The 16,989-nt window shown below is 58.4% G+C and carries 14 protein-coding genes; 7 read left to right on the top strand and 7 right to left on the bottom strand.

Annotated elements, in window-relative coordinates:
* Positions 1–195: 195 nt before the first annotated feature.
* Positions 196–2,346 (top strand): catalase HPII, encoded by a 2,151-nt coding sequence (gene katE, locus CKW31_RS04395; RefSeq protein WP_095093192.1) that lies wholly within the window; start codon positions 196–198, stop codon positions 2,344–2,346.
* 322 nt (positions 2,347–2,668) lie between these two features.
* Here katE and CKW31_RS04400 read toward each other — a convergent pair whose 3' ends face one another.
* Genes CKW31_RS04400 through CKW31_RS04415 form a run of 4 tightly spaced genes read right to left on the bottom strand, consistent with a single transcriptional unit; the run spans position 2,669 to position 5,483 of the window.
* Entirely contained in the window at positions 2,669–3,385 is a 717-nt protein-coding gene (locus tag CKW31_RS04400; RefSeq protein ID WP_095093193.1) for a PA5502 family lipoprotein, read from the bottom strand.
* 37 nt (positions 3,386–3,422) lie between these two features.
* On the bottom strand, positions 3,423–4,211 hold the full coding sequence (gene znuB, locus CKW31_RS04405; RefSeq protein WP_095093194.1) for a zinc ABC transporter permease subunit ZnuB: 789 nt from the start codon (positions 4,209–4,211) through the stop codon (positions 3,423–3,425).
* Complete coding sequence (gene znuC / locus CKW31_RS04410) at positions 4,204–5,001, bottom strand: zinc ABC transporter ATP-binding protein ZnuC (protein ID WP_095093195.1); 798 nt, start codon at positions 4,999–5,001, stop codon at positions 4,204–4,206. Before znuC ends, znuB begins: the two co-directional genes overlap by 8 nt.
* Positions 5,001–5,483, bottom strand: a complete 483-nt coding sequence (locus CKW31_RS04415; RefSeq protein WP_095093196.1) for a Fur family transcriptional regulator — start codon at positions 5,481–5,483, stop codon at positions 5,001–5,003. Before CKW31_RS04415 ends, znuC begins: the two co-directional genes overlap by 1 nt.
* Positions 5,484–5,550: 67 nt before the next feature.
* Here CKW31_RS04415 and CKW31_RS04420 point away from each other — a divergent pair, with 67 nt between their 5' ends.
* Positions 5,551–6,480 carry a zinc ABC transporter substrate-binding protein gene (locus CKW31_RS04420; RefSeq protein ID WP_095093197.1) on the top strand — a complete coding sequence of 310 codons (930 nt, stop codon included), beginning with the start codon at positions 5,551–5,553 and terminating at the stop codon, positions 6,478–6,480.
* Between the two features lie 139 nt (positions 6,481–6,619).
* Here CKW31_RS04420 and CKW31_RS04425 read toward each other — a convergent pair whose 3' ends face one another.
* Together CKW31_RS04425 and CKW31_RS04430 are read right to left on the bottom strand one after the other, a co-directional pair.
* Complete coding sequence (locus CKW31_RS04425) at positions 6,620–7,570, bottom strand: homoserine kinase (protein ID WP_095093198.1); 951 nt, start codon at positions 7,568–7,570, stop codon at positions 6,620–6,622.
* 36 nt (positions 7,571–7,606) lie between these two features.
* Positions 7,607–7,894, bottom strand: coding sequence for a DUF2782 domain-containing protein (locus CKW31_RS04430; protein ID WP_095093199.1), 288 nt, complete (start codon positions 7,892–7,894; stop codon positions 7,607–7,609).
* Between the two features lie 74 nt (positions 7,895–7,968).
* Here CKW31_RS04430 and polA point away from each other — a divergent pair, with 74 nt between their 5' ends.
* Complete coding sequence (polA, locus tag CKW31_RS04435; RefSeq protein WP_095093200.1) at positions 7,969–10,731, top strand: DNA polymerase I; 2,763 nt, start codon at positions 7,969–7,971, stop codon at positions 10,729–10,731.
* A 375-nt stretch (positions 10,732–11,106) separates the two neighbouring features.
* Here polA and yihA read toward each other — a convergent pair whose 3' ends face one another.
* Positions 11,107–11,742 carry a ribosome biogenesis GTP-binding protein YihA/YsxC gene (yihA, locus tag CKW31_RS04440; RefSeq protein ID WP_095093201.1) on the bottom strand — a complete coding sequence of 212 codons (636 nt, stop codon included), beginning with the start codon at positions 11,740–11,742 and terminating at the stop codon, positions 11,107–11,109.
* A 353-nt stretch (positions 11,743–12,095) separates the two neighbouring features.
* On the opposite strand from yihA, the gene CKW31_RS04445 reads away from it, so the two are divergent.
* The 4 genes from CKW31_RS04445 (at position 12,096) to CKW31_RS04460 (ending at position 16,976) form a co-directional block, all read left to right on the top strand.
* Entirely contained in the window at positions 12,096–12,713 is a 618-nt protein-coding gene (locus CKW31_RS04445; protein WP_095093202.1) for a cytochrome c, read from the top strand.
* A 664-nt stretch (positions 12,714–13,377) separates the two neighbouring features.
* Positions 13,378–14,010, top strand: coding sequence for a thiol:disulfide interchange protein DsbA/DsbL (locus CKW31_RS04450; protein WP_095093203.1), 633 nt, complete (start codon positions 13,378–13,380; stop codon positions 14,008–14,010).
* Between the two features lie 12 nt (positions 14,011–14,022).
* Positions 14,023–14,895: an endonuclease/exonuclease/phosphatase family protein gene (locus CKW31_RS04455; protein WP_095093204.1), complete on the top strand. Its 873-nt coding sequence runs from the start codon at positions 14,023–14,025 to the stop codon at positions 14,893–14,895.
* Complete coding sequence (locus CKW31_RS04460) at positions 14,892–16,976, top strand: diguanylate cyclase (RefSeq protein ID WP_095093205.1); 2,085 nt, start codon at positions 14,892–14,894, stop codon at positions 16,974–16,976. The genes CKW31_RS04455 and CKW31_RS04460 overlap by 4 nt, the downstream gene beginning before the upstream one ends.
* Positions 16,977–16,989: the final 13 nt, after the last annotated feature.

Genomic DNA, 16,989 nt, shown 5'->3' on the forward strand with positions numbered 1-16,989 from the left:
AGCTCCTACAGCCCTCCGGCATCCCTTGACCACCACCCGCCAGATCTTCATAAAAAACACGGAACGCCTGTCTATCTCCTCAGTCACTTTCTTAGCGCCGTGAATTCCCCGAGCTCGATTTCCGGGGATTTCTGCTTATAAGCCCGATGCCTGTTATGGCTAAAGGGCAGCCTGTAATTGAGGAGTTTTTGTCCAATGGCTACGAAGAAACCAACGAACACGCCAGACCCATCAAAAAGCGAACTCGCAGGAACCGACACCCCGGACCGCAGCAACACCAACGCCAAACTGGAAAGTCTGGAGCAGTTCCGCTCTGACGCGACCCAGCAGGCGCTGCGCACCAACCATGGTGTGAAAGTCTCCGACAACCAGAACACCCTGAAAGCCGGTGACCGCGGTCCGTCGCTGCTTGAAGACTTCATCATGCGTGAAAAAATCACGCACTTTGACCATGAGCGTATTCCAGAGCGCATCGTCCATGCCCGTGGCACTGGCGCGCATGGTTACTTTCAGGCTTACGAAGATCACGCCGCGCTGACCAAAGCGGGCTTCCTGCGTGATCCTGCCAAGCAAACCCCAGTGTTTGTGCGCTTTTCCACCGTGCAAGGCCCGCGTGGTTCCGGCGATACCGTCCGTGACGTGCGTGGCTTCTCGGTAAAGTTCTACACCGATGAAGGCAACTACGACCTGGTTGGCAACAACATGCCAGTGTTCTTCATTCAGGACGCTATCAAGTTCCCGGACTTCGTTCACGCGGTCAAACCAGAACCGCATAACGAAATCCCGACTGGCGGTTCCGCTCACGACACCTTCTGGGACTTCGTCTCGCTGGTGCCTGAGTCCGCGCATATGGTGCTGTGGACCATGTCCGACCGCGCCATCCCGAAAAGCCTGCGTACCATGCAGGGTTTCGGCGTGCACACGTTCCGCATGATCAACACCGAAGGCAAATCGACCTTTGTGAAATTCCACTGGAAGCCTAAATTCGGCGTTTGCTCGCTGGTATGGGATGAAGCGCAGAAGCTGGCCGGTAAAGACACCGACTTCCACCGCCGCGACCTCTGGGAATCCATCGAAACCGGTGATTACCCTGAGTGGGAACTGGGCGTGCAGATCGTCGCAGAAGAAGACGAGCACAAGTTCGACTTCGATATTCTGGACCCGACCAAAATCATCCCTGAAGAGTTGGTACCCGTGACGCCGCTGGGCAAAATGGTGCTCAACCGCAACCCGGATAACTACTTCGCTGAAACCGAGCAGGTCGCGTTCTGCCCAGGTCACGTTGTGCCGGGTATCGACTTCTCCAATGATCCGCTGCTGCAAGGTCGTCTGTTTTCTTACACGGACACCCAGATCAGCCGTCTTGGCGGGCCGAACTTCCACGAAATCCCGATCAACCGCCCTATTGCGCCGAACCATAATGGCCAGCGTGACGCTCAGCACCGCACCACCATCGACAAAGGCCGTGCTTCCTACGAGCCGAACTCGATCGACGGCGGCTGGCCGAAAGAAACCCCGGCTGGTCCGGTGGATGGCGGCTTTGAAACCTATCCGGAGCGTATCGAGGCGCACAAGGTTCGTCAGCGTAGCGAATCGTTCTCCGATCACTTCTCGCAAGCCACGCTGTTCTTCAACAGCATGAGCCATGCCGAGAAAGAGCACATCATCGCGGCGTACAGCTTCGAGTTGGGCAAGGTCGAGCGCGAATACATTCGTGCACGTCAGGTGAACGAGATTCTGGCCAACATTGATCTGGAATTGGCGGGCCGTGTCGCTGCCAACCTCGGTCTGCCTGCGCCAAAGGCTCCAACCGTGCCGTCGAAGAAGCAATCGCTTGAAGAGTCGCCGCTGTTGAGTCAGGTCAACCTGCTCTCGGGCGATATCGTGTCGCGCAAAGTGGCGATTCTGGTGGCCAACGGTGTGGACGACAAGGCTGTAGCAGCCATGAAAGCCGCGCTGGAAGCTGAAGGTGCTCATGCCAAGGTGCTTGGTCCGACCTCTGCGCCGGTGAAAACCGCCAGCGGTGCGAGCCTGCCGGTTGATGCCTCCATGGAAGGCTTGCCGTCGGTAGCGTTCGACGCAGTGTTCATTCCAGGTGGCGCTGCTTCGGTGACTGCACTGAGTGGTGACGGCGTCGCGTTGCACTACGTGCTCGAGGCGTACAAACACCTCAAGGCGATTTCAGTGAGTGGTGAGGCCAAACAGATCATCGATCTGCTGCATCTGGACAAGGATGCGGGGCTGCTGGAAGTGTCTGACAGCAAGTCGTTCAAGCCTTTCTTCACCGCGATAGCCCAGCACCGGGTCTGGGATCGCGAGCCGAAGGCTAAAGCGATTCCTGCTTGATACGAAAAGGCGCCATGGATGGCGCCTGGCTGAGAAACCCCTGTAGGAGCGCGCTTGCCCGCGATAGCGTTAGATCAGTCGATACCTATTTTGACTGGTACACCGCCATCGCGGGCAAGCGCGCTCCTACACAGACTGTGTGAAAACTACTGCAGGCTGGGCACCTTCGGTGCTACGCGCACAATACTGCGTTAAAAACAGGCGAAAAATGCTCATTTAGAACACCTAGACTCCGCTTTTTCGCCTGTTTTTGCCTTGTCTTGCCGTCGCTCGCTACGTTTTGACACAGTCTGTACAGCAGTCGTCTTTATTTTCTATGCGCTTATTGCTGTGCTGGCTTAAGAACCACTGTCGCCGTCTCATTGCGCTCAATCTTGCGGCGCAATTCCAGTTCAAAATCCGGATTGATCTTGTTTACCCGTTTGGTCAGCAATGTGGCCAGCCAGGGGTAATCGTCTGTGCGTGGCACTTGCAGAACAACGATGCAGTTGAACGCGACTGTATCGGCAGCGATCGCATCCAGTTGGCGACGTAATTGCGCCATATCGCCGATCTTAAGCTTGATAGTCGTACTTTCTGCCGACGGATCAATTAGTTTGGCAACGCGCTTGGCTTCAGCGGCTTTCAACTCCGCTTCGGCCTGATCCAGTTCGGCCTTTCGGGCATGGGCGATTGCGCCGTTGACGCCACTGGTCAGTGCGGGGGCTTTGGGCATCAAAGCTCGTGCGCGGCTCAAGGCGGTGGCGGCAGCGTTGACATCACCCTTCTGCAAGCCGATCTGGCTGCGACTCAGATACGCTTCTGCCAGACGACGCTGAAACGGCTCAAGACGAATGTCAGTCGGCGCTGCAGCTTGCAGCTTGGCCAACTGGTCTTCGGCAGTGGCCAGCTCATTGCTGGTAATGCTCTGTTCGAGCTGCGCGAAGCCGTCTGCCTCAGTTGCGGGCACGGGCGCTTCGACTGTCGGCGCGCTTTGACAGGCTGCCAACAGGACAGAAAATGCGGCAAGCAACAGATAACGGGATGCGAACGGCTTCATTCCTGCGATTCTCTAATTGCGCAAAAAACGAGCAAGTCTACACCGCTCGTTTGGGTAGGACAAAACTCAGCAGAAACAATGCCGCTGCTGAAACCACGATTGAAGGCCCTGCCGGGGTGTCCTTGAACCAGGACATCGACAGCCCCAGACACACGGCCACTATGCCCAGCACGCTTGCACCGAATGCCATCTGCTCCGGCGAACGGGCGTGACGCTGTGCCGCAGCTGCTGGAATAATCAGCAGCGATGTAATCAGCAGAACGCCGACGATTTTCATCGCCACGGCGATCACTACCGCGATCAACAACATCAGCACCATGCGCAAGCCTGCGACGGGCAGGCCTTCGACCTTCGCCAGCTCTTCATGCACGGTAATCGCCAGCAGTGGGCGCCAAAGTGCTATCAGTAATACCAGCACTGCCAGTGATCCGCCAAGGATCCAGACGAGATCATCAGGGCTGATCGCCAACAAGTCGCCAAACAGATAAGCCATCAGGTCGATGCGCACATCGTGCATGAAGCTCAGCACCACCAGCCCAAGTGACAACGTGCTGGGTGCAAGAATCCCCAGTAGCGTGTCCGAGGCCAATGGCTGACGTTGCTGCAAGGTCACCAGCAGGATCGCTAGCAGCAGGCAGCCGACAGTCACTGCAAGCGTCGGGCTGACATCCAGCAAAAAGCCCAGCGCTACACCCAGTAACGCCGCGTGAGAAAGCGTGTCGCCGAAATAGGCCATGCGTCGCCAGACCACGAACGAACCCAGCGGTCCTGCCACCAGTGCCAATGCCAGGCCAGCAAGCAAGGCGTAAAGAAGAAAATCAGCCATGCTTGCAGCTGTCTCCGTGAACATGTGTATGAGCGTGGCCTGCCGGATTGGCGGCCTCTTCAACGACTTCGCCATGCAGGTCATGGGCGTGATCGTGATGGTGGTGATAAATCGCCAGGCTCTGCGCGTTCTTGCCAAACAGCTCGACGAACGCCGGGTCGTGGCTGACCTGTTCCGGATGTCCGGAGCAGCAGACGTGGCGGTTCAGACAGACCACTTGATCCGTGGTGCTCATCACCAGGTGCAGGTCATGGGAGACCATCAGCACCCCGCAGCCATGACGGTCGCGCAGGCGGGTAATCAAACTGTAAAGCTCGGCTTGCCCGGCAACGTCAACGCCTTGTACGGGCTCATCCAGCACCAGCAGTTCAGGTTCGCGCAGCAACGCGCGAGCCAGCAGAACGCGCTGCATCTCACCGCCGGAAATGCTTTGCAGTGGGCTGTCGATAACCTTCTCGGCCCCGACTTCAGCCAGCGCTGCCAACGCGGCCGCACGGTCCACGCCGGGCACCAGACGCAGAAAGCGCAGCACTGACAGCGGCAGCGTTGGGTCGACGTGCAGTTTTTGCGGCATATAGCCAACGCGCAGCTTCGGTTTACGCCAGACACTGCCGGTGTCCGGTTTAAGCAAGCCGAGCACCGCACGCACCAGCGTGGTTTTACCCGCGCCGTTGGGGCCGATCAGGGTGACGATTTCCCCAGGCTTGACGCTCAGATGGATGTTTTCCAGCACGTTCTGCCCGGAAAGGGCGACGCCAACGTGCTCAAGCTTGATCAACGCGGTGCTCATCAAGCGGCCTTGCAGCCGGAACACACCCCGACGATTTCCACGGTCTGGCCTTCGACCGCGAAGCCGACGCCAGCGGCCGCAGTGATCACGGAATCGCTGATGGCCGGGCTTTGCAGCTCAATGGCGGCGTGGCATTCACGGCAGATCAGGAACTGGCCCTGATGCACGTGAGTCGGGTGGTTGCAGCCGGTGAAGGCGTTCAGGGACGCGATGCGATGCACGAGGCCGTTTTCCAGCAGGAAATCCAGCGCCCGGTAAACGGTAGGCGGCGCGGCACGGCGACCGTCTTCTTCACTGAGCACGGCGAGGATGTCGTATGCGCCCAACGGCTTATGGCTCTGCCAGACGAGCTCCAGCACGCGGCGGCGCAGGGCAGTCAGGCGCAGGCCTTTCTGGGCGCACAGCGTGTCGGCTTCGGAAAGCGCGGTATGCACGCAGTGGGAGTGGTCGTGAGGGCGACTGGCCAACGGTGTAATAGGCATGGGCGGCGACGATATTTGCTAGAGACGTTATTATGTTACCCGTTCTAGCCTTCTATGAGTGGCCCACGTGTACCGTCTTTTTGCTCTATTTGTCGCTTTATCCGCAAGTTTGCTGACAATTTCCCCGGTTCAGGCCGATGTCCGCGTCCTTACCAGCATCAAGCCATTGCAGCTGATTGCTGCGGCTGTACAGGACGGTGTCGGTACGCCAGAGGTGCTTTTGCCGCCTGGGGCATCGCCGCATCATTATGCTTTGCGGCCATCCGACGTACGGCGGGTGCAGCAGTCCGATCTGCTCTACTGGATCGGGCCGGACATGGAAGGCTTCCTGCCGCGTGTCCTGAAAAACCGGACCTTGCCGGTCGTTGCAGTGCAATCGCTGCCGGGCCTCAAGTTGCGCCACTTCGGCGCAGACGGCGCGTCACACGACGAAGAAGATCACGGTCACGACCAGCCTGACCACGATCATCGACCTGGCAGCCTGGATGCGCATTTGTGGTTGTCGTCGGTGAATGCCCGGGTGATCGCGGCAAAAATGGCCACTGACCTGAGCGCTGCCGATCCCGCCAACGCGGCGCGGTATGCGAGTAATGCCAAGGCGTTCAATGCACGCCTGGACGCGCTTGATGCAAGGATCAAAGGCCGTGTGGCCGGTATCGCTGGCAAGCCGTACTTCGTTTTCCATGAAGCCTTCGATTATTTCGAAGACGCTTATGGCCTCAAGCATGCGGGCGTGTTCAGCGTCGCTGCCGAGGTTCAGCCGGGTGCTCAGCATGTCGCTGCCATGCGTGCGCGGCTGAAGGAAGTGGGCAAGACCTGCGTATTCAGCGAGCCGCCATTGCGTCCACGTCTGGCCGAAACCCTGACGGCCGGATTGCCCGCAAAACTGGCGGAGCTGGATGCGCTGGGCGGAGAAACTCCGGCAAACGCGACCGGGTATGAGCTGCTGCTGAACAAGCTGGGGGATGATTTGGTGGGGTGCCTGGAGTCGCTTTGAAGTCGGTCGGTAGTTTTTGTAGGAGCTGCCGAAGGCTGCGAAAGGGGGGTGTCAGCATTGCCAATTCGCAGCCTTCGGCAGCTCCTACAGGTTCTCGGCATACTTATTGGCGGCGCCGGACCTTTGGAGCTTTGTGGATTTACAACGCAAACGGCAGCGGCAAATGCGTTTCCTGCCGTTGTGCCAAGCGCTTCTGGAATTCCATCGGATCATGGATCAGCACGTCTTGCCCCGCATTGGATTCCGCTGCAATCAAACGTGACAGCCAGAAACGCACGCAGCCAATGCGCAGCATGGTTGGCCACAGTTCGGCTTCGGCCGCTGTGAACGGGCGCAAACCGGCGTAGGCACCCAGCAAGGCCCGACCGCGTGGCGCGTCGATCTTGCCCTCTTCGTCCGAACACCAGTCATTCAGCGCGATCGCCAGGTCATATAGCATCGGCCCGGAGCAGGCGTTGTAGAAGTCGATCAGCCCGGTCAGGTGCGTGCCTTCGAACAGCGCGTTGTCGCGGAACAGATCGGCATGCAGATTGGCCTTGGGCAGCGCCATGATCTTCGGCTTCAGGCGTTCGATTTCTTCCAGCGCGGTTTTGAGCAATAAGCCGGGAGCCGCCTCCAGATGAGAAATCAGTGTTGCGCCTTCAGCCAGCATCCAGTCCAGACCGCGATCAGTCTTGCGCTCCAGTACCTTGTCGCGGGTCGCCAGGTGCAGATGCCCCAGTAGCTCGCCGATTTGCACGCAATGCTGTGTGTTCGGCACGCTGATGTGCTTGCCGGGCAGGCGTGGTTGCAGCAGCGCCGGTTTGCCCGCCAGCTCGCGCAGTGCCGCGCCGTCCGTGGTGCGCAGGGCATACGGCACCGGTAAATCAGCCTCGTGGAGGGTGTCCAGCAGTTCGATGAAGAACGGCATTTCCTGAACCGGACCGCGTTCCACGAGGGTCAGTACGAACTCACCCTGCTCCAGGCTAATGAAGTAATTGGTGTTTTCGCTTCCGGCGGCAATGCCTTGAAAGTCACGTAGATGGCCTAGCCCGTAAGGGGCGAGAAATGTTTCCAGCTCGGGCCGAGCCAAAGGGGTAAATACGGACATATCAGGGCTGCCAGCAAAAAAGGTGAATGTGGGACCTTACCACTCGAATATTTTCCACGATGGAATCAACATATCCGGTTGGTCTGAACGAATGAAATTGGCGTCTGTACCATCGGCGCGCACCAGAAAGTAAGGTTTTCCGCCTTTCGGGGTGATCTTGATCGCATACAGGAAGCCGTTCTGGCGGTACTCCTGAATGGTCCTGTCACCTTCGGTGCGGATTGTAACGTCCGGGTCTCCTGACGGTGCATCATCAGCTGCAACAGCAATGAGCGGGCAGAGTGTAAACAGGCCGGCCAGCAACAGGCGATTTGTTGTGCGCATGATAACCTTGTCCCTTTGTCGTCAATGGTCCTCGCATTCTAGCGCCGACCCCGCCGAAAAGGTTGATTCTGCTCATGAGCCAAGCTCCCCTCGTCCTGGTGGACGGTTCTTCTTATCTGTATCGCGCTTTTCATGCGCTGCCGCCGCTTGCCACGTCCAAGGGTTTGCCCACGGGTGCCGTGAAGGGCGTGCTGAATATGCTCAAAAGTCTGCGTCGGCAATACCCGGACAGCCCGTTCGCGGTGGTGTTCGACGCCAAAGGCGGCACGTTCCGTGACGACTTGTATGCCGAGTACAAAGCCAACCGGCCCAGCATGCCGGACGATTTGCGCGTGCAGATCGATCTGCTGCACGCCTGTGTGAAAGGTTTGGGCTACCCACTGCTGTGTGTCGACGGGGTCGAAGCTGACGATGTGATCGGCACCCTGGCCCGCAGCAGCGCGGCGGCGGACAGGCCGGTCATCATTTCCACCGGCGACAAGGACATGGCGCAGCTGGTCGATGGTCACATCACGCTGGTCAACACCATGACCGGTAGCGTGCAGGACGTGGCGGGCGTGAAAGAGAAGTTTGGCGTCGGCCCTGAGCACATCATCGATTACCTGGCACTGATGGGCGACAAGGTCGATAACATTCCAGGCGTACCGGGTGTCGGCGAAAAAACTGCCGTAGGCCTGTTGGTCGGCGTGGGTGGCGGCCTGAAAGAGCTGTACGAAAACCTCGAAATGGTCGCGACGCTGCCCATTCGTGGCGCGAAGAACCTGGCCGCCAAGCTCGAAGAGCACCGTGCCATGGCGTTCCTGTCTTACGAGCTGGCGACCATCAAGATCGACGTGCCGCTGGACATCGAGCTTGATCAGTTGCACTGCACCGAGCCTGATCGTGAAGCGCTGCTTGAGCTGTATGCCGAGCTGGAATTCAAAAGCTGGATCGAAGACCTGCACCGTGATGCCAAGCGTGTCGGTCTGGAAATCGCTATCGAAGAAGCCCCGGCCCCGGCAGAGTCCCGCTACGAAACCATCCTTGAGCAGGGCCAACTCGACGTCTGGCTGAAGAAGCTCAACGACGCCAAGCTGGTAGCGTTCGTCACCCAGAGCAACGGTCTTGACGCCCAGCGCGCACAACTGGTGGGCTTGTCGTTTGCCGTGCAGACCCACGAAGCAGCTTATATCCCATTGACCCACTCCTATATGGGCGTGCCGCAGCAACTGGATCGGGATCACGTACTCAAGCAGCTCAAGCCGCTGCTGGAAGACCCGAGCAAAATCAAAGTCGGCCAACACGCCAAGTTCGATATCAATATCCTCGCTAACTGCGCCATTGATGGCGATCAGAGTCAGGGCATTGAGGTTCAGGGGCTGCTGTTCGACACGATGCTGGAATCTTATGTGCTGGATTCCACCGCGACCCGTCATGACCGCGAAAGCCTGGCGCTGAAATACCTGGGCCATGCCGCCGGAAATATTCAGGACATCGCTGGCAAGGGCGTTAAGCAATTGACGTTTGACCAGATTTCTCTGGAGTTGGCCGCGCAATACGCTGCGCAAGAGGCTGACATTACGTTGCGCTTGCATGAAGCGCTTCAGGCGAAGCTCGCTGCGATCCCAAGCCTGGCCCCGGTACTCAACGAAATTGAAATGCCATTGGTGCCGGTGCTGGCGGGCATCGAGCGGCAAGGTGCGTTGGTAGATGCCAAGCTGCTCGGCATTCAAAGCGTCGAGCTGGGTGACAAGATGGTTGCCCTTGAGCGCGAGGCGTTCGAGATTGCCGGAGAAGAATTCAATCTGGGTTCGCCGAAACAACTGGGCGTGATCCTGTACGAAAAACTCGGCATGCCGATCCTGAGCAAGACCGCCAAGGGGCAGGCCTCGACCGCTGAAGCGGTGCTGGCTGAACTGGCCGAGCAAGGTTTCCCGCTGCCGACGGTGTTGATGAAGTACCGCTCGATGAGCAAGCTCAAGAGCACTTACACCGACCGCCTGCCAGAGCAGATCAACCCGCGCACCGGTCGCATTCACACCTCTTACCACCAGGCCGTGGCCGTGACGGGGCGTCTGTCTTCCAGTGATCCAAACCTGCAGAACATCCCGATTCGTACCGCCGAAGGGCGCCGCATTCGTCAGGCGTTTGTAGCACCCAAAGGCTACAAGCTGCTGGCGGCGGACTACTCGCAGATCGAACTGCGCATCATGGCTCACCTGGCCAAGGATGAAGGCTTGTTGCACGCGTTCCGTAACGATCTGGACGTTCACCGGGCGACGGCCGCAGAAGTTTTTGGCGTCGAGCTGGAAGCGGTCACTACTGACATGCGTCGCAGCGCCAAGGCGATCAACTTCGGTCTGATTTACGGCATGAGCGCTTTCGGTCTGGCCAAGCAGATCGGAGTCGACCGCAAGCAGTCCCAGGCTTATGTGGATCGCTATTTCGCCCGCTACCCCGGCGTGCTCGATTACATGGAGCGCACTCGCACTCAGGCCGCCGAGCAGGGTTTTGTTGAGACCATCTTCGGTCGTCGTCTGTATTTACCGGACATCAACGCCAAGAACCAGGCGTTGCGCAAAGGTGCCGAGCGGATGGCGATCAACGCGCCGATGCAGGGCACGGCGGCAGACATCATCAAGAAGGCTATGGTGGCGGTAAATGGCTGGTTGCAAGCGTCAGGGCTGGATGCCAGGGTGATCCTGCAAGTACACGATGAACTGGTACTGGAGGTTCGCGAGGACCTGGTCGAGCAGATCAGCGAGCAAATCCGTCCGCACATGAGCGGCGCGGCGCAACTGGATGTTCCGCTGCTGGTTGAAGTCGGTGTGGGCAACAACTGGGACGAGGCGCATTGATCGATTCGCACACAGGAATCACTGATGACGTGGGACCGGCTTTAGCCGGGAAGGCGGTATTTCTGCCGATGAAGATTCATCGTCTGTCCCGGCCTCTTCCCGGCTAAAGCCGGTCCCACGTCGTCAGTCAGCTTGCGGGCAAGCCTCGCTCCAACAGACAGCGCTGTCTGCACGAAGGCTATCGGAGAATTTCCTCCGGCCAGGAACTTACGCCCCGGAACACCAGTCAGAGAACTCGATTGGCTGTGAAGCCAGTCATGCTCCTAGTTGTGTTAAGTGTTGGCAGATATCCGGCTTCCCTCCATGGAAGTCTGGAACTTGAACCCCGAACTTCCCCTCCCCCACATGAAGTCCGGGGTTTTTTTTGCCTGCGATTTACTCGGCGGGCGCCTTGTCTTCCAGCTCCATCCAGCCTGCAAGCACGATATAGGCTTCTTCCAGTCCCATACGCTTGGGTGCAGAGAACAGCTGGATGCTGACGGCATCGCCCCAACCCTTGCGGATTTCTGACTGGACCTTGAGCAGCGTGTTCTTGGCTGCGCCGTAAGTCAGCTTGTCGGCTTTGGTCAGCAGAATGTGCATCGGCATGTGGCTGGCGATGGACCAGTCCAGCATCAGGATGTCGAAGTCGGTCATCGGGTGACGGATGTCCATCATCAGAATCAGACCTTTCAGGCTTTCGCGGCTGCCCAGATAAGCCTCAAGGTGGCGCTGCCAGTGCAGCTTCAGCGGAATTGGCACCTTGGCGTAGCCGTAACCCGGCAGGTCAACCAGGCGTCGCTCATCGTCCAGCTTGAAGAAGTTCAGCAGTTGCGTACGACCTGGCGTCTTCGATGTGCGGGCCAGGCTGGCGTGCGTCAGGGTATTCAGCGCGCTCGACTTGCCTGCGTTGGAGCGCCCTGCGAACGCCACTTCAAAGCCGTCGTCGTCCGGGCACTGGTCGACTTTGGCTGCGCTGAGCATGAAGGTTGCCTGTTGGCACAAGCCGAGGATGGGATTCTTGAGTTGCATGTGATTTCCGGTGAGAGCTGTGCCTGCAAGGGGTGCGGCAAGAGGTGTCGTTTCCGTTTCAGTGAGGCCAGTATATAATTACCGCAGATTTTGTGTGTGCTTTGTCCCGTTTACGGGAAGCTACATCAGCCAAGCGAGAACTATAAGCGCATTAGAACGCAGTCCGCTTTTAACCTGAAAGGGTTGCTGAGTATGAAGGCTTTGGAGCCGCCTGTGTTCAGGAGTTCAAAGTGATGCCGTTGCGTGGATTGTGCAGAGACCGCAATAGCGGGGATTCGCGAACCTTCATCCGCCTCGGATGAGCGAACCCACCTCTATAAAACTATTCACCTTTAGCCGATCTGGATTACCTGATGAACAAAATTTTCGTGAGTCTGCTGCTCGCTCTGGGCATCTGCGGCACGGCTCAGGCGGCCGACACGGTAGTCGGCGACGCGGCTGCTGGCCAGACCAAAACCGCTGTTTGCAGTGCCTGTCACGGTCCCGATGGTAATAGCCTGATGCCAAACTTCCCCAAGCTGGCGGGTCAGGGCCAGCGTTACACGCTCAAGCAGTTGCATGAGATCAGGGACGGCAAGCGTGTTGTGCTGGAAATGACCGGCCTGCTGACCAGCCTCAACGAGCAGGACCTCAACGATATCGCCGCGTTTTACGCCAGCCAGAAAGGCAGCGTGGGTGCGGCTGACGAGAAACTGGTTACTCGCGGCGAAGCGCTGTTCCGTGGCGGCAAGCTGAGCGAGGGCATGCCCGCCTGCACCGGGTGCCACTCACCCAATGGCGTAGGCAATGCACCCGCAGGATTCCCGCACTTGGGTGGACAGCACGCGGATTACATCAAGAAGCAGCTCGTGGCCTTCCGCGAAGGTGAGCGCACCAACGATGGCGACATGATGGTCATGCGCGCCATTGCTGCCAAATTGAGCAACAAGGATATCGAGGCGCTTTCGCAGTACATCCAGGGGCTTCATTGACGGCTGATCCCCAGGATCACTGATGACGTGTGAAGAGGCCGGGACAAACCCTGAATCTTCATCTGCAAAACTACCGCCTTCCCGGCTAAAGCCGGTCCCACGTCGTCACATTATTTGCGGGCAGATATGGAATCGCCCATTGGTTATGCACAATGACGTGGGACCGGCTTCAGCCGGGAAGAAGCCGGGACAAACCCTGAATCTTCATCTGCAGAACTACCGCCTTCCCGGCTAAAGCCTGTCCCACGTCACTTGCGGGCAAATAGAATCGCCCATTGGTTATGCACAATGACGTGGGACCGGCTTCAGCCGGGAAGAAGCCGGGACAAACCCTGAGTCTTCATCTGCAGAAAGACCGCTTTCCCGGCTAAAGCCGGTCCCACGTCGTCATATTATTTGCGGGCAAATATAGAATCGCCCATTGGTTATGCACAATGACTTGGACTGGAGGCGGCTCGCATGAAACGTCACGGCACAAATCCTGAAACACCTCGTTACCGTTCTTCGCGGGCAAGGCCGATTCCAACAGGTTTTCCATTTAAAAAGGGTAGCGTCGGCTACCCTTTTTTGTTGTTGCCAGCGTTACACTAGCGAACTCGCGTCTTGTCGACCGGTCGAAGTCCGGTCGTTGCAAGGCGACTCAAATCAGCCTCAGGAGTAAAGCATGCGTAATCTGATCCTCAGCGCCGCACTGGTTGCCGCCAGTCTTTTCGGTATTACGGCACACGCTGCCGAGCCTATCGAAGCCGGTAAGCAGTACACCGTGCTGAGCAGCGCCGTTCCTGTTTCCGAGCCAGGCAAGATCGAAGTTGTGGAAATGTTCTGGTACGGCTGCCCGCACTGCTACGCATTTGAGCCGACCATCAACCCATGGGTTGAGAAGCTGCCCGCTGACGTTCACTTCGTCCGTATCCCTGCCATGTTCGGCGGCCCTTGGGACGCACACGGTCAACTGTTCATCACTCTGGACACCATGGGCGTAGAGCACAAGGTTCACGCTGCGGTATTCGAGGCGATCCAGAAAGGCGGCAAGCGTCTGACCGACAAGAACGACATGGCCGAATTCGTGGCTACCCAGGGTATCGACAAGGATGAGTTCCTGAAGACTTTCGACTCGTTCGCTGTAAAGGGCAAGATCGCCCAGTACAAGGAACTGGCCAAGAAGTATGAAATCACTGGCGTACCGACCATGATCGTCAACGGCAAATACCGTTTCGACCTGGGTTCTGCCGGTGGTCCAGAGCAGACCCTGCAAGTGGCTGATCAGCTCATCGCCAAAGAGCGAGCGGCCAAGTAAGCAGCGCCTGCCATGCTGCGCAAGAAAGCAGTACGAAGCGTTGGCCTGCATGATCCGCGGGTCAACGAGCATCATCTGCAAGCAAGTGGGCTGCCGGCTGACGGTCGGCTCCGCTTGCTTAGCTTCAACATCCAGGTCGGCATCAGCACCGGCCGCTATGGGCATTACGTCACGCGCAGCTGGCAGCATTTGCTGCCGCACGTTGGGCGAGCCCGTAATCTGCAGAAGATAGGTGACTTGCTGGGCGACTTCGATCTGGTTGCCTTGCAGGAAGCCGATGGCGGCAGTTTGCGTTCCGGCTACGTCAATCAGGTCGAGCACCTTGCCCAGCTCGGTGCCTTTCCTTACTGGTATCAGCAACTCAATCGCAACCTGGGTCGTCTGGGTCAGCACAGCAATGGCGTGCTTAGCCGCTTGCGGCCGTGGGCGATCGAGGATCACCCGCTGCCCGGACCCGCCGGGCGCGGCGCGATTCTGGTTCGCTTTGGCGAAGGTGAAGATGCGCTGGTCGTGGTGATGATGCATCTGGCGCTTGGCGCACGCACCCGCACCCGGCAATTGGCGTATATCCGTGAATTGATCGGTGGCTACCGTCATCAGGTACTCATGGGCGATATGAACACCCACGCCCTCGACCTGCTGGAAAAATCTCCATTACGTGACCTGGGTCTCCTTGCTCCGCAGATTGAGGCGACTTTTCCCAGCTGGCGACCGCAACGCTGCCTTGATCATATTCTGCTCAGTCCTACACTCACTCTGGAACGGGTTCAGGTATTGGCTCAGCCCATCTCTGATCATTTGCCCGTTGCAGTAGAGATCCGCTTGCCTGCTTCATTGAGTGGCGACTCGCTGCCCGTTATCAGTCATCGCGGATCTCCTGAATGAGTGACGAAGCCGAACGCTGGCGAGAGAAATACCTCAAAGGCATCGAGCAACAAGACAAGCTTGAAAAACGCTGGAATGCCCGTCTCGACTTGCTGCGCCGCGGTCTGGTGCGCAGCAGTCTGGCGGCCGAGGGTTCGGACCGGGCTGTCGACCAGTGCATGAAGGAAATGCGCGAAATCGTCCGTAAGGACGACATGGACGCAGGCCTTGCAGCGTTGATTCCGAAGCTGGAAAAGGCGGTACTGGATTCCGAGCAGCGCCGCGAAGAGCGTGCCGCGCAGGTCAGCAGCGCGTTGGTGTCGCTGGTCACGCAGCTACAGGCCCTGCAACTACCCAAAGACGTGCGCAAGCCGCTGAAGCGTTTCGCCAAAGACCTTGAAGAGCGCGCCTCGCAAGCGAGGGAGCTGCCACTGTTGCTCGGCGAGCTTAGTGGCCTGCAGGGGCAGGCGCTGAATGTGATTGAGCGTCCTGAAGAGCCGCACCGGCCGGGATTGCTGCAGCGGTTGTTTGGTGGACATGAAGCGGGCGATGCTCCGGCAAAGGACGCCAGTGATACCGTAGCCGCTGTTCCCGAAGGCGTACCTGAACGTGCGACTGATTCAACCGAGGCCGATGACTGGGACGAGCCTGACGTTCCGGCCAAACCGGTGGATTCAGCACCGCCACCATCTGTTGTCGCACCTATAGCGGCGGTCTCCGCTCCTCCTGAATCCCGGCAGTTGCCTCCAGAACCAGCAGCCCCGCCGCCAGACGTGCAGGCGCCGAAAGTCGAGCCTGTAGTCGATGCGCCCGAGCAAGCCATCCCTGATCCTGGCCATGAAGTTCAGGCCATTGTCGAGCCCGTTGCTGCCCCGCTGGATGCGCCAGTCACTGAATCCATCCCGGTTGAGGATTTGCTCGCCCCGATCCCGGTTGTTCCTTACGAATACGTGTCAGAGCCGGTCAGCGCTGCCACCGAAAAAGATGAGTTGCCGCAAGAGGCAGCGCCTGGCGATGAGGATTCGACTTACGCGCTGCCCAGTTCCCCAGAGCCGAGCTACAGCTCCGTGGCTGCGCATATCGAACATACCCTGTTGGGCCTGCTCAACGACCTGAGCTTGCCGGAGCACCATCGGCCTCAAGCCGAAGCAATGCGTCAGCGCCTCGAACATGGTCTGAACTGGTACGAACTGTTGCCCATCCTCGATGATCTTGCAGTTTTGATGCTGGCGATCACGGACAGCGGTCAGCATGAATTCGAGATTTATCTAAAGCAGCTCAATGAGAGGCTCGAGTCATTCCAGAGCAATTTGCAGGCTGCCAGCGAAGACTACGTGGGCCAGCAGACCGCCTCCCGTGAGCTGAACAATGAGCTGCGTTTGCAAGTGGACGGTTTGCAAAGCAGCGTCCAGGACGCGGCCGATTTACCGAGCCTGAAAAAGGTATTGGAGAACCGGCTGGAAGGTCTGTTGGGCACCATGGACCAACATCAGAAGGCCCGCGACGAGCGCGAGCAGGACGTTGCGGCGCGTCTGCAAGGCCTGGCCAGTCGAGTGGCGACCATGGAGCAGGAGGCGCTGGGTTTCAGGGCCAATCTTGAAGAGCAGCGGCAGAAGGCACTGATCGATCCATTGACCGGGTTACCCAATCGGGCCGCTTGGGAAGAGCGTCTCGGGCATGAAATGGCCGTCTGGCAGAAGAACAAGACCAACCTGCTGGTTTGTATTCTGGACCTGGATCACTTCAAGCGTATCAATGATGGCTATGGGCATCTGGCCGGTGACCGGGTGCTCAAGATTGTTGCCAAGGTCGTGAAGAAGCAGCTGCGGCCGACGGATTTCATTGCGCGCTTTGGGGGTGAGGAGTTTGTCATCCTCTTGCCTGCGACTCAGGTGACAGCGGGTCTGACTTTACTTGAGCAACTGCGCACGGCAGTCGAGCAGTGCCCGTTTCACTTCAAGAGCGAACCCGTCACCATCACCGTGTCCACTGGCGTGACGGCGTTACGGCCCGGTGAGCGCAGCGATGTAGCACTCAAGCGCGCAGATCAGGCTTTGTACCGCGCCAAGGAAAACGGCCGCAACCGTGTGGAGCAAGGCTGACATATGGCTCGAC

Origin of the sequence: Pseudomonas sp. Irchel 3A5, from assembly GCF_900187575.1 — a bacterium.
Classification (GTDB): domain Bacteria; phylum Pseudomonadota; class Gammaproteobacteria; order Pseudomonadales; family Pseudomonadaceae; genus Aquipseudomonas; species Aquipseudomonas folii.